General features: G+C 41.6%; 13 protein-coding genes. 10 read left to right on the top strand and 3 right to left on the bottom strand.

Annotation, left to right across the window (positions count from 1 at the left end; translation table 11 throughout):
* Positions 1–74: 74 nt before the first annotated feature.
* Positions 75–1,169 (bottom strand): NAD(P)-dependent alcohol dehydrogenase, encoded by a 1,095-nt coding sequence (locus G509_RS0121050; RefSeq protein ID WP_026993364.1) that lies wholly within the window; start codon positions 1,167–1,169, stop codon positions 75–77.
* 273 nt (positions 1,170–1,442) lie between these two features.
* Positions 1,443–2,033: a riboflavin synthase gene (locus G509_RS0121045; RefSeq protein ID WP_026993363.1), complete on the bottom strand. Its 591-nt coding sequence runs from the start codon at positions 2,031–2,033 to the stop codon at positions 1,443–1,445.
* Positions 2,034–2,085: 52 nt separating this feature from the next.
* On the opposite strand from G509_RS0121045, the gene pdxA reads away from it, so the two are divergent.
* The 10 genes from pdxA to G509_RS0120990 all read left to right on the top strand — a co-directional run bounded on the left by pdxA (position 2,086) and on the right by G509_RS0120990 (position 10,280).
* Positions 2,086–3,153, top strand: a complete 1,068-nt coding sequence (pdxA, locus tag G509_RS0121040; protein WP_026993362.1) for a 4-hydroxythreonine-4-phosphate dehydrogenase PdxA — start codon at positions 2,086–2,088, stop codon at positions 3,151–3,153.
* A 119-nt stretch (positions 3,154–3,272) separates the two neighbouring features.
* On the top strand, positions 3,273–3,824 hold the full coding sequence (locus tag G509_RS0121035) for a YceD family protein (protein ID WP_026993361.1): 552 nt from the start codon (positions 3,273–3,275) through the stop codon (positions 3,822–3,824).
* A 6-nt stretch (positions 3,825–3,830) separates the two neighbouring features.
* On the top strand, positions 3,831–4,025 hold the full coding sequence (gene rpmF, locus G509_RS0121030) for a 50S ribosomal protein L32 (RefSeq protein WP_026993360.1): 195 nt from the start codon (positions 3,831–3,833) through the stop codon (positions 4,023–4,025).
* Between the two features lie 169 nt (positions 4,026–4,194).
* Complete coding sequence (locus tag G509_RS0121025; protein ID WP_026993359.1) at positions 4,195–5,193, top strand: beta-ketoacyl-ACP synthase III; 999 nt, start codon at positions 4,195–4,197, stop codon at positions 5,191–5,193.
* A gap of 28 nt (positions 5,194–5,221) precedes the next feature.
* The gene (gene accB, locus G509_RS0121020) at positions 5,222–5,704 is read left to right on the top strand and encodes an acetyl-CoA carboxylase biotin carboxyl carrier protein (RefSeq protein WP_026993358.1); all 483 of its coding nucleotides are present in this window, start codon (positions 5,222–5,224) and stop codon (positions 5,702–5,704) included.
* Between the two features lie 93 nt (positions 5,705–5,797).
* Positions 5,798–7,150 (top strand): acetyl-CoA carboxylase biotin carboxylase subunit, encoded by a 1,353-nt coding sequence (gene accC, locus G509_RS0121015; protein ID WP_026993357.1) that lies wholly within the window; start codon positions 5,798–5,800, stop codon positions 7,148–7,150.
* Positions 7,151–7,613: 463 nt separating this feature from the next.
* Complete coding sequence (locus tag G509_RS0121010) at positions 7,614–8,093, top strand: hypothetical protein (protein WP_026993356.1); 480 nt, start codon at positions 7,614–7,616, stop codon at positions 8,091–8,093.
* An 81-nt stretch (positions 8,094–8,174) separates the two neighbouring features.
* Complete coding sequence (locus tag G509_RS0121005; protein WP_026993355.1) at positions 8,175–8,918, top strand: hypothetical protein; 744 nt, start codon at positions 8,175–8,177, stop codon at positions 8,916–8,918.
* Between the two features lie 349 nt (positions 8,919–9,267).
* Positions 9,268–9,702, top strand: coding sequence for a hypothetical protein (locus G509_RS0120995; protein ID WP_131450778.1), 435 nt, complete (start codon positions 9,268–9,270; stop codon positions 9,700–9,702).
* Positions 9,703–9,893: 191 nt separating this feature from the next.
* Positions 9,894–10,280 (top strand): hypothetical protein, encoded by a 387-nt coding sequence (locus tag G509_RS0120990; RefSeq protein ID WP_026993353.1) that lies wholly within the window; start codon positions 9,894–9,896, stop codon positions 10,278–10,280.
* A 190-nt stretch (positions 10,281–10,470) separates the two neighbouring features.
* Here the strand turns inward: G509_RS0120990 and G509_RS0120985 are convergent, their stop codons facing one another.
* Positions 10,471–12,051, bottom strand: a complete 1,581-nt coding sequence (locus tag G509_RS0120985) for an FMN-binding glutamate synthase family protein (RefSeq protein WP_026993352.1) — start codon at positions 12,049–12,051, stop codon at positions 10,471–10,473.
* Positions 12,052–12,467 lie beyond the last annotated feature (416 nt).

Here is a 12,467-nt window from a genome sequence, read left to right as displayed (position 1 = left end):
TATAGTACTTTCACCCCAAAAAAAGCCCCACGATTAAATCGCAGGGCTTTCTAATATCAAAACGCCGGTAGAAACTACTCCGTTAATTCGGGCTCGTTTTTAAGGGTAGCCATATCAATAACATACCTAAAGCGCACCTCTTCGTCTTTAATTTTATCGAAGGCATCATTAATGTCTTTAATATCAATAAGTTCCACATCGGGTAAAATGTTGTGTTCGGCACAAAAATCAAGCACCTCCTGGGTTTCGGCGGTACCGCCAATCATCGATCCGCCCACGGTAACGCAAAACTTGGCAACATCCATGTTGTTGGTAGGTGCGTCGTACGGGCCCAACAATCCTACCGTAACCAAGGCACCACGGCGTTTAATAAGCGGAATGTAATCGTTAACATCAAACGCTTCGGGTATGGTAACCAGTATGTAGTCAAATTTATTGGCATGGGCTTCTATAGCCACCTCGTCGGTCGAGTTTAAAATCTCGTCGGCGCCAATAGAAAGAGCCGCCGGGCCTTTACTGTCTTTAGTAGTAATGGCAGTAACGGTAGCGCCCATAGCCCTGGCAATTTTAACGCCCATGTGGCCCAGGCCACCAATGCCCACAACGGCAACATTATCGCCTGCGGTAACGCCCCAACGCTTTAGTGGCGAATATGTAGTAACGCCTGCGCACAAAATAGGCGCCACGGCCGATAGCTCTAAACTGTTGGGTATGTTCATTACAAACTTTTCGTTAGCCACAAGCGTGTTAGAGTAGCCACCAAAGGTATTAAACTCAGGGTCCGGTTTCCAGTAGCCGTTGTAGGTCATGGTCTGGCCGTGGGGGCCTTCGCAAAACTGCTCTTCGTTTTCCTGGCAGGGCTCGCAATGCTGGCACGAGTCTATCATACAGCCCACACCCACAATATCGCCGGTGCTAAATTTGGTAACCGCGCTGCCTGTGGCAATAACCTTGCCCACTACTTCGTGGCCGGGTACGCAGGGGTAAATAGTATTTTTCCAGTCGTTATTAACCTGGTGAATGTCAGAATGGCAAACCCCGCAGTATAAAACATCTATAAGTACCTCGTTAGGTTTGGGTTCGTTGCGTTCAAACTGGTAAGGTTCCAGTGTTTTTCCGCCAATAAGTGCGCCGGATGCGGCATATCCAACGGTTTTAATCTTAGTCATAAGTAGTAGTTTAGGTATTTGATTGTACCTAAAATTACTCAATTACAAACGGCTAACTCTTAACAGATTAATATTAGGAAAGGGGGTGTGGTGCTAATGTTTATACTGACTGTCAGTATATTAAAAGCTCCGAATAAGATAACTCCCACTAAAACATCTTAAATACCGGCTGTTTTTTAATACAGTTTGTGCTTTATTTAACGATGTTGGGGGCACTTTAAAAAATTAAAACCCCACAATTGTGAGGCTCTCTTATAAATGTTTTTCTGAAAATTAGCTCCTCAGCGCATGCAGCCTTGCCACATATTTGCCCACTACATCAAACTCTAAATTAATGGTAGTGCCCACTTTAAAGGTGTTAAAGTTGGTATGCTCGTAGGTGTACGGTATAATAGCCACGCTAAACTCGTTAGCCTTGCTGTTTACCACGGTAAGGCTAACGCCGTTAACGGTAATAGAGCCTTTTTCTATAGTAATGTTGCTTGGGCCGGCATCGTACGTAAAGGTAAAATACCAGCTGCCGCCGGCTTCTTCTACTGCCGTGCAAACGCCGGTCTGGTCTACGTGGCCCTGTACAATATGGCCGTCCAGGCGGTCGCCCAGCTTCATGGCGCGCTCTAAATTTACTTTTGTGCCTACGGTCCACTCCTTTAAATTGGTTTTTTCCAGCGTCTCTTTTATGGCGGTTACGGTGTAGCTGTCGGGCTGTAATGCCACTACTGTAAGGCAAACACCATCGTGGCTTAAGCTCTGGTCTATCTTAAGTTCGGCCACAATGGGGCAGGTAAGGGTGTAGTGTATATTGTCGTTTTCTTTTTCTATATGGGTAATGGTTGCGGCGGTTTCAATAATTCCTGTAAACATGCTGATTAATTTTACTAAATTTGTGGTGTAAAATTAAGCAATAAACAGCATCATGGCAAAAAACGGAGAAAATGTAATAGTAGGTATATCGGTGGGCGACCTAAATGGTATTGGTACAGAGGTTTTACTTAAAACTTTTGAAGATGCCCGTATGCTCGAGATGTGTACCCCGGTTATCTTTGCCAGCGTTAAGGTGCTCTCTTTTATAAAAAAAACCTTTAACCTGGGTTGCGTGCTGCATGGTATCGACAGGCTGGACCAGTTGGTGCCCGGCAAAATAAACGTGCTAAACGTGTGGCGCGAGGGTGTAAACATAGATTTTGGCAAGAACGACCCCGAGGTAGGCAAGTATGCTATAAAATCTTTTACCGAAGCCGTAGCGGCCTTAAAAGACAAACAGATAGATGTGCTGGTTACGGCGCCTATTAATAAATACAACATACAGAGCGACGACTTTAAATTTCCGGGCCATACCGATTATTTAGACCAGGAGCTACAGGGCGATGCTCTTATGTTTATGGTGCAGGATAACCTTAGGGTAGGATTGCTTACAGACCATATACCGGTAAACGAGGTATCGGCGCATTTAAACGAGGCGCTTATCCGTAAAAAGATACTTACCATTAATACATCGCTTAAAAAAGATTTCAAGATAAATGGCCCTAAAATTGCTGTGTTAGGTGTAAACCCGCACAGTGGCGATAATGGCGTTATTGGCAAAGAAGACGATACTATTGTTAAGCCCGCCCTTAAAAAGCTGTTTGAAGAGGGTGTAAGGGTTTTTGGCCCCTTTAGTGCCGATAGTTTTTTTGGCAGCGGCCAGTACGAAAAGTACGATGCCGTTATTGCAGCCTACCACGACCAGGGCCTTATACCGTTTAAAACCCTGTCTTTTGGCAATGGTGTAAACTATACGGCAGGGCTGGAAGGCATTCGCACATCGCCAGATCATGGAACGGCTTATGAGATAGCCGGAAAGGGCGAGGCCGACTATAATTCGTTTAAAGAAGCCGTGTACTTGGCGCTGGATATTTACCAAAACCGCGCAGAGTATGATGTGCTTACAGGCAACCCCCTGAAAATAAGGGAAAAACAGGAAGAATCAAAAAAATATTCATAACAGTATTGGATTTGCAATAATTTTATATCTTTGCACGCTCAAAACTGTTGGAATGAAATGAGTTGCGGTATTTTAAACCCGCATTTGTTTAACCAAAACAGTAATAACTGGCCGGAAACATGAAAGTGAACAAGGATTTTTTAATTCCGTTTGTGGGATTAAAGCAGGGAAAACACCAGTTTGAGTTTGATATTGATAAAAAGTTCTTTGATGACTTTGGCTTTGACGAGTATAACAACGTCAATGTAAAAGTAAATCTTGTCTTGGAAAAAAAGAGCACTATGCTGGAGCTTAGCTTTAAGCATAAAGGCACCGTTAACGTGCCCTGCGACCTTAGTAACGAAGATTTTGATCTTCCTATAAAAGGCAAGCTGGGGCTGATTGTTAAGTTTGGCGACGAATATAACGATGAGAACGACGAGATGCTGGTGCTGCCACATGGCGAATACCAGGTAAATGTGGCACAGTATATTTATGAAATGATAATACTGTCGGTTCCAACCAAGCGGGTACATCCTGGAATTAAAGACGGCACGTTAGACGCCGCAATATTAAATAAGCTGGAAGAGCTTGCGCCCAAAGAAGAGCAGGCACAACATAAAGAAGAAGAAGCAAAAAGTACCGACCCGAGATGGGACGGTTTAAAGAAACTATTAACGGATAATAATTAGAGTAAAATGGCACATCCTAAGAGAAAGACCTCGAAAACAAGAAGAGATAAGAGAAGGACACATTATAAAGCATCTGTTCCTCAAATCGCTACATGCCCTGTAACAGGCGAAGCGCATTTATACCACAGAGCTTACTGGCATGAAGGCAAAATGTACTACAGAGGCCAGGTAGTTATCGATAAAGCAGAAGCTGTAGCTTAATTGCTTTAAAAGTAAAGGGTAAAACTCTCACTTGGTGGGAGTTTTTTTGTTAAATACCATTTTTTTTAAATTAGGTAGGCATATTGCCTGCCATATTATAAAATTTTTGTAATTTCCACCACTTTTTGGGCTTCTTTAAACGCCCAATCAGAATGATTATTATAAGTGTATGAGTAAAATAACTGCCGCCATTACCGCCGTAGGGGCCTACGTTCCGGAATTTGTGCTTACCAATAAGCTACTGGAAACAATGGTAGATACCAACGATGAGTGGATTACCTCCCGTACCGGCATTAAGGAAAGGCGCATTCTTAAAGATAAAGATAAAGGAACTTCCTTTTTAGCTATACAAGCCGCCCTTGATTTATTAAAAAAATCGGGCACTAACCCACAAGATATAGACATGGTGCTTGTTGCCACAGCAACGCCAGATATGCCCGTTGCCGCAACAGCAGTATACGTGGCTACACAACTTGGGGCCGTTAATGCTTTTGCTTACGATCTTCAGGCAGCCTGCTCCAGTTTTTTATATGGCATGAGCACTGCTGCGGCCTATATAGAAAGTGGCCGTTATAAAAAGGTACTGCTTATAGGGGCAGATAAAATGTCGTCTATAATAGATTATACAGACAGGGCTACGTGCATTATTTTTGGCGATGGCGCCGGTGCCGTACTGTTTGAGCCCAATACAGAGGGCCTTGGCCTGCAGGACGAAATTTTAAGGAGCGATGGCGTTGGCCGCGAATTTCTTAAAATAGAGGCCGGTGGCTCTTTAATGCCGCCAAGCCACGATACGGTAGATAATAAGCAGCACTTTGTGTTTCAGGACGGTAAAACCGTGTTTAAATACGCCGTGTCTAACATGGCCGATGTAAGCGAAAAAATAATGCAGCGCAACAACCTAACCCACAACGATGTTAACTTTTTGGTAGCCCACCAGGCCAACAAGCGCATTATAGATGCCACATCATCGCGTATGGGCGTAGATGAGTCTAAGGTTCTTGTAAACATAGAAAAATACGGCAACACCACATCGGCAACTTTGCCGTTGCTGTTAAGCGATTTCGAACATTTATTCAAAAAAGGAGATAACCTTATCTTTGCTTCTTTTGGCGGAGGGTTTACCTGGGGCTCAATTTACCTTAAATGGGCCTACGACAAAAAATAAAACAAAACACTAAACAAAACGGAAAAGTATGGATATCAGAGAAATTCAAAACCTAATCAAGTTTGTGGCTAAATCCGGGGCTACAGAAGTTAAATTAGAGATGGATGATATTAAGATCACCATAAAAACAACTAACGAGCCTGGCGCCGAAGCTACATCGTACATACAGCACGTGCCGGTAAGCCAGCCTGCTGCACCTGTAGCGGCACAGCCAACGGCTCCTGCAACACCTGCCGCACCGGCAGCCCCTGCTGCAGATGATACGTCTAAATTTCTTGTAATTAAGTCGCCAATTATTGGTACCCTTTACAGGAAACCGTCTCCAGACAAACCTACATTTGTAGAGGTTGGCAGCACTATATCTAAAGGAGATGTTGTTTGTGTTATCGAGGCCATGAAGCTGTTTAACGAAATTGAAAGCGAAGTATCGGGCAAAATTGTAAAAGTACTGGTAGACGATTCGTCTCCGGTAGAGTACGACCAGCCGTTATTTCTTGTAGATCCATCATAATGAAATTTTAAATGATGAATTTTAAATGATGAATTTTCACCATTTGAAATAATTTAAAATCTATCAATTTAAAATTTAAAATTTCTAAAAAAGATGTTTAAAAAAATATTAATTGCCAACAGGGGAGAAATTGCACTTCGTGTAATAAGAACCTGCAGGGAAATGGGTATTAAAACCGTTGCAGTATACTCTACTGCCGATGCCGAAAGCCTGCACGTAAAGTTTGCCGACGAAGCCGTATGTATAGGCCCGCCGCCAAGCAACCTTTCTTACCTGAAAATATCGAATATAATTGCAGCTGCCGAGATTACAAATGCCGATGCCATACACCCGGGCTACGGTTTTTTGAGCGAAAACGCACGTTTTTCGCGTATTTGCCAGGAGCACGGTATTAAATTTATAGGCGCTTCGCCAGAGATGATAGACAAAATGGGCGACAAGGCTACGGCCAAAGCAACCATGAAGGCAGCCGGTGTACCGTGCGTACCCGGGTCTGACGGTTTATTAGAATCGTACGAGCAAACCGTAAAACTTGCAAAAGAGTTTGGCTACCCTGTAATGCTTAAGGCTACGGCCGGCGGCGGGGGTAAAGGTATGCGCGCCGTGTGGAAAGAAGAAGAGTTGCTAAAAGCCTGGGAAAGCGCCAGGCAGGAAGCTGCTGCCTCTTTTGGAAACGACGGTATGTACATGGAAAAACTGATAGAGGAGCCACGCCACATAGAAATTCAGGTAGTGGGCGACTCGTTTGGTAAAGCCTGCCACCTTTCTGAAAGGGACTGCTCTGTACAGCGCCGCCACCAAAAACTTACCGAAGAAACACCATCGCCGTTTATGACAGACGAGCTTCGCGATAAAATGGGCGCTGCTGCTGTTAAAGCCGCAGAGTACATTGCTTACGAAGGTGCCGGTACGGTAGAATTTTTGGTAGACAAGCACAGAAATTTCTACTTTATGGAAATGAATACCCGTATACAGGTAGAGCACCCTATAACCGAGCAGGTTATAGATTACGACCTTATACGCGAGCAAATACTTGTTGCAGCCGGTGTGCCTATTAGTGGCAAAAACTACCTGCCGCAAATGCACTCTATAGAGTGCCGTATTAATGCCGAAGACCCGTATAACGATTTTCGTCCGTCGCCGGGCAAAATTACTACCCTGCACATGCCGGGTGGCCACGGTGTAAGGTTAGATACCCACGTTTACAGCGGCTACACCATACCGCCAAATTACGACTCTATGATAGCCAAGCTTATTACCACCGCCCAAACCAGGGAAGAGGCCATAAGCAAAATGAAGCGCGCCTTAGACGAGTTTATAATAGAGGGTATTAAAACCACTATACCTTTCCACAGGCAGCTGATGGACGAGCCGGATTATGTTGCCGGTAACTACACCACAAAGTTTATGGAAGGTTTTAAAATGAAAGAACGTGTAGAAGAATAGTCTTTTTACACTTTTGATATACTTAAGCCTCTGCTGAAAAGCAGAGGCTTTTTATTTGGGGTAAATTGGTATATTGCGGGAGATATTGTAAAGTTTAATAAAAGGTATGAATAAGGATTTAATTTTGGCGCTTCTATTACTGGCGGGAGCTTGCCTTTTGTATTTTTTAAAAAAGTCGGTCGCAAAAAATATAGAATCAAAAACGCTAACATCTGTTCATAAAGTAAATTTATTTAAGCATTGGCTGGCTATTATCGCATGTGTATTAATGTCAATCATTTACTTTTGTAAATCAGTCTAAAAATCCCTATCAGATAATATTTAGTTCAATTAATTAATATCAGTAAAAAAGTAAGCATACTTCTGCTGAAAAGCAGAGGCTTTTTATTTGGGGTAAATTGGTATATTGCGGGGGTAAATAGCTGCACTTAAGTATTAAATGAGTTAGTAACAACAGGCAATTATGAAAAGATATTTAATAATCGTGAGCATACTCCTTTTCCTAATACTACAAGCGTGCAGTAAAAGTGAAAGTAATAGTTTAATCGAAAAATATGCATTAAGTATCGAAGATTCAATTCAAATAGAAAAAGAATTACTCAATTATAAGAAATGTTTGTTTAGCGAAGTTTACAATAGGTCAAGAGAAGCCAACTATAAAAGAATGCACCTTGAAATGGATACTGTTAAAGATCTCACGTATTATTTTCATTCAACTTTTAATATACGGTGGTTCTATGAAGATAAAAATAGAAGTAAATTGCTAAAAAACTGGCTGGATAAAGAAGTGTATATTCCAATTGCGATGCCACCAGACCACCCGGATGGTTCGCTGGATTTAGCACGGGCAATAGATTTTTATGAAAGTGAAGAATTGCAAAAGTACATAGATTCTTTACGGATAAGTGAATATAATTTTATGCACAATGAGGAGAAGGAATAAATTCTGAACAATGATAACCAAAATAGTGCAGATTTGTAATCCATGCCCTCGCTAATTGGTATGGATTAATAATAGGAAAATATGAAAAATATAAAAGTCTTAATTGCACTTACATTTGCCTTACTGAGCATTTTAAATTCTTCTGAAGAAAAGAAATTTTTAAAATTTGTATCAGGCAATAAACACGTTATCCTGTTTGCCAAAGATGTAATAGAGATTGATACGTTGTACAGTGTGTTGACTATAACCAATGAGGCCGCAAAAAAAATAGGCGGTCTTGATGTAGCTAATTTGCAGGTTTCTATTTTAGAACCGGATAAAAACAAGTGGCTAAAAGTTGATGTATTTGATGTCAGATCTTCCGCAGAAAGGCATAACCCCATGATAGTAACCAATAAAAATAAACTGTTATTTTATTCCGATAATCAAATTGTAATAGCGGGAAACCTTTGGTTTACAATTGCAGAAAAGCTACATATAAAACAGAAGACAGAACAAATTTATGGTAGTTGGGGAATGTGTAAAACACAAGTTGACGAAGATACATTTATTGTAGCAAATGTTTGTAAAACAGTAGTTTTTAACGACAATGGAGGAGGTAAATTATTAATGGGGGATAATATTCTAAGCAATTTTAAATGGAAAATTGATCCCGAAAAACTGCAATTTACGTTTAATACCCCGACAGATCGGGAAGGGTTTTTAGATACAGCTACAGAGTACAGCTTTAAATTGTACACTAAAGGAGATTTTAAATATTTGGAAATCAAACCAAGAGACAAAGAGACTATTTATTATCTAAGTCGGTTAAAAAGCGGTAAATAAACATCCACTACCTGGTAGTGCCTTCGCATTAAAACTTTAGAATATATTCAAATAAAATGGCTTATGAATTTTAATAATTTGATTTTTTGTGTTCTATTTTTATTTGTAGCTTTTGTTTGTTATTGGATGATGAAGGATGCGTCGAAAAACGAGCTATCGGATACATCTACTTCAAAATCTTTTAGAAGTATCAGAAGAATACAATTTAGGGTTTATTTTATTGGCTGTTTGCTTATGGCAATAGGTTTTTTTATCAGCTATATTAGGGGCCTTAAATAGTTTATTACAATAGCACGGATATTTAAATGTCTATACAGTAAATTATATGAGGGGTAATGCTACACTATATATGCTTTTAATAGCTCTATGTTTGGCCGGGTGTAATTCTGCAAAAACTAATTTTATTTATAGTTTAACCTGTGGTACAAGTTTGGAGGTTCAACATGAAACCGACAAAAAACAAGGTTATTATAAAAAATCGAAACATAACGATATTACATTTATTTTTCTGAGTGAATTTATTAATGATAATATTGAAGTCTTTGTGAATGATAAACTTTTTTTTTCGAAAGAAAATATAGTGCAAAAAACAAATGATTTATCAGCATACTTTAATTACGATTATTCAAATCTGGATACTATGCCAATTATAAAAATCAAATCAAAGCAAAATGAAAGTTGTTGTGATTTTGTTCTTCAAAAAGGTTATAGGATTGCTTATATATTTTATTATCAGGAAAAATGGATAATTAGATATTCAAATATTGAATACGCTTTGTATTAGCAAAATCGATACATATAAATTGGCTTGCCATATAATGCAAGTACTGTGTTCTCCTTCACTCTTAAAAAATATCCCCTTAACCCGTAATAATTTTTTTGTATAGCTAATCAATTTGAGTATATTCGGACAATTAAATTTGGGTACGCAACCGTTGCCCAAAAATAGCATATCAACCTATAAATAAAACAAATATGATCAGGAATTTTAAAGCTGCTTCAAGGGCAGTACTAAGTGCAGTGGCACTGTTAGTGTTGTTTACAACATCGGCTATGGCACAGGACAGGGTTGCCGAAGGCGCCAAAAAAGTAACCGATGGCATGAAAACACAGCTTACCCTAAACGACAGCCAGTATGCCAAGGTTTTAGAAATAAACAAAGCCTACCTGGTTAAGGTTAAAGAAAGCAAGGCAAAAAGCGTAAACAAAGTAGAGGCTGCCAAAAAACTTAAAACCATAGACGAAGACCGCGAAGCAAAACTAAAAAGCGTTCTTACCGCCGACCAGTACAAAGCTTTTGCCGCTACAAGAGCCGACAACAAAAAGAAACTAAAAGAATACCTTGAAGAAAAACAAGGCTAATTAAAAAACCCGAAGCAACTGCTTCGGGTTTTTTGTTATATATTGTATTGGCTTTTGCACTGCTTTGTTCTTTGTGTCCTCACACCGCAGGTGCTAACTCCAGCTTATTTCTTTCTTTGCGAACCCCTGTCTGCCGGCAGGCAGGTCTGCGCTCCCTCTGAGTATCTCTGTGGTATAGCTCAAACAGCAATTAAAACTTCTCAGCGCTCGCTTTCTTCCAAAAGTAAAACATATCGGTAGGTACAGAGTGCCCTTCCAGCATGCAACCCGGTATTGGTTCAGGATAGGTTTGCCCGTAAGTTTTAATGCTCGTACGGTCTACACGCATACTCACCACACTTCGGTCTACATCATCAGGATGGCGTATGCCGGCCGAAGCCATCAAATCCATGGCACTCTTAACCGTTTCGTGCTGAAAGCGGTACACCCGCACGCTTTTTTCTTCGGGCACCAAACCTTTGGTAAGGCTCGGGTCCTGCGTGGCCACGCCGGTAGGGCAGGTGTTGTTGTGGCATTCTAAAGCCTGAATGCAGCCCAGCGCAAACATCATTCCACGGGCAGAGTTGCACACATCGGCACCAATAGAAAGCGACTTAATAATATCAAAACCGGTAACTATCTTACCACTGCAAATAATTTTAATCTGGTCTTTAATGCCATAACCCACAAGGCAGTCGTACACAAAGGCAACCGCATCGCGTAGTGGCATGCCCACGTGGTCGCTGTATTCCTGCGGGGCGGCACCCGTGCCGCCCTCGCCGCCATCTACCGTAATAAAATCAAGGTAGGTATTGGTTTGTATCATAGCCTTGCAAATGGCAATAAACTCGTGCTTGTTGCCAATACAAATTTTCATGCCAACGGGCTTGCCGCCACTGCCCTTGCGCAGCAGCTTAACAAAATCCATTAGCTCTAAAGGCGTGGTGAATGCCGAATGGTAGGGCGGACTCACAATATCATGGCCCCTGCCCACCAAACGTATGTTGGCAATTTCGTCGGTTACTTTTTCTTTAGGCAAAATACCGCCGTGGCCCGGTTTGGCACCCTGCGAGAATTTTATCTCAATCATCTTTACCTTATCCAGTACGGCACGTTTAGCATATTCTTCATAACTAAAATGGCCGTCCTGGTCGCGGCAGCTAAAATAGCCGGTACCAATATTCCACACCACATCGCCGCCCATAAGGTGGTAAGGCGATAGGCCACCTTCGCCCGTGTTGTGGTAAAAATTACCCTGTTGCGCTCCGGAATTTAACGCCAGTATGGCGTTCTTGCTAAGCGACCCATAGCTCATGGCGCTAATATTAAAAAGGCTGGCCATGTAAGGCTGTTCGCATTGCGATGAGCCTATTTTAACCCGCGGGTCCATATCTATATCGGCAAATGCAATGGCACGTATACTGTGGTTTATCCATTCGTAACCCTCGTTATACACGTCTAACTGCGTACCAAAAGGCATAGTGTCGGTTTCTTTTTTACTGCGCTGGTACACCAGGCTGCGCTGCAGGCGGTTAAAAGGCTTGCCATCTAAATCGGTCTCCACAAAGTACTGGCGAATTTCCGGGCCTATAGACTCCAGCAAATAACGCAGCCTGCCCAATAGCGGAAAGTTACGCCGAATGGTTTTTTTAGACTGGTACATATCATACAGCCCCATTACAATAAGGGGTAAAAATATAAGCAGCAGCAGTATCGATTTTAAGTTTATGTAGGTGAGCAGCGCAATTATAGCCAGCGATGTAAAACTGGCAAGCAAAAATATCTTTCTCATAATAAATAGGTACTCCCAGGTTTTAGGCAAAAGCCTTACGGTGTGGCAGATTTTATGTTGGTACTTACAAAATTAATCAGAAGTGTTTATTTAAGGCCTCTATAACCTTGCCTAAAATAATATTATAACGTTATTTTTAATAATTCTGCATAAGTAGTATTTGGGCGTGTCCCTTCGGGTCGGGCTTTACGCTCATAGTCCTCGCAGGCGGCTTCGTGCCTCAGCGCCTGCTGTGGGCTATCCGCTTCAATCCCTCACGCGGGCTGCCGGTAAGTTAGGTATTGTTAAAGGCCGCCCGTCGGGGCTCACAATCGCAGTGCCTCCTGCAAGGTTTTTAGAACCTTGTAGGTGTTAATTAAAGGATTTGGCGTGGGGTATGTTGAATTTTTAAACCTACAAGGTCTTCGAGACCTTGC

Source organism: Flavobacterium subsaxonicum WB 4.1-42 = DSM 21790 (genome assembly GCF_000422725.1).
Taxonomy (GTDB): Bacteria; Bacteroidota; Bacteroidia; order Flavobacteriales; family Flavobacteriaceae; genus Flavobacterium; species Flavobacterium subsaxonicum.
This window is presented reverse-complemented; position numbering and strand designations above follow the sequence as displayed.

Excerpts from the sequence above, each read along its gene's own strand:
- G509_RS0121050 (WP_026993364.1), bottom strand. The coding sequence starts at position 1,169 with ATGACTAAGATTAAAACCGTTGGATATGCCGCATCCGGCGCACTTATT.
- G509_RS0121045 (WP_026993363.1), bottom strand. The coding sequence starts at position 2,033 with ATGTTTACAGGAATTATTGAAACCGCCGCAACCATTACCCATATAGAA.
- pdxA (WP_026993362.1), top strand. The coding sequence starts at position 2,086 with ATGGCAAAAAACGGAGAAAATGTAATAGTAGGTATATCGGTGGGCGAC.
- G509_RS0121035 (WP_026993361.1), top strand. The coding sequence starts at position 3,273 with ATGAAAGTGAACAAGGATTTTTTAATTCCGTTTGTGGGATTAAAGCAG.
- rpmF (WP_026993360.1), top strand. The coding sequence starts at position 3,831 with ATGGCACATCCTAAGAGAAAGACCTCGAAAACAAGAAGAGATAAGAGA.
- G509_RS0121025 (WP_026993359.1), top strand. The coding sequence starts at position 4,195 with ATGAGTAAAATAACTGCCGCCATTACCGCCGTAGGGGCCTACGTTCCG.
- accB (WP_026993358.1), top strand. The coding sequence starts at position 5,222 with ATGGATATCAGAGAAATTCAAAACCTAATCAAGTTTGTGGCTAAATCC.
- accC (WP_026993357.1), top strand. The coding sequence starts at position 5,798 with ATGTTTAAAAAAATATTAATTGCCAACAGGGGAGAAATTGCACTTCGT.
- G509_RS0121010 (WP_026993356.1), top strand. The coding sequence starts at position 7,614 with ATGAAAAGATATTTAATAATCGTGAGCATACTCCTTTTCCTAATACTA.
- G509_RS0121005 (WP_026993355.1), top strand. The coding sequence starts at position 8,175 with ATGAAAAATATAAAAGTCTTAATTGCACTTACATTTGCCTTACTGAGC.
- G509_RS0120995 (WP_131450778.1), top strand. The coding sequence starts at position 9,268 with ATGCTTTTAATAGCTCTATGTTTGGCCGGGTGTAATTCTGCAAAAACT.
- G509_RS0120990 (WP_026993353.1), top strand. The coding sequence starts at position 9,894 with ATGATCAGGAATTTTAAAGCTGCTTCAAGGGCAGTACTAAGTGCAGTG.
- G509_RS0120985 (WP_026993352.1), bottom strand. The coding sequence starts at position 12,051 with ATGAGAAAGATATTTTTGCTTGCCAGTTTTACATCGCTGGCTATAATT.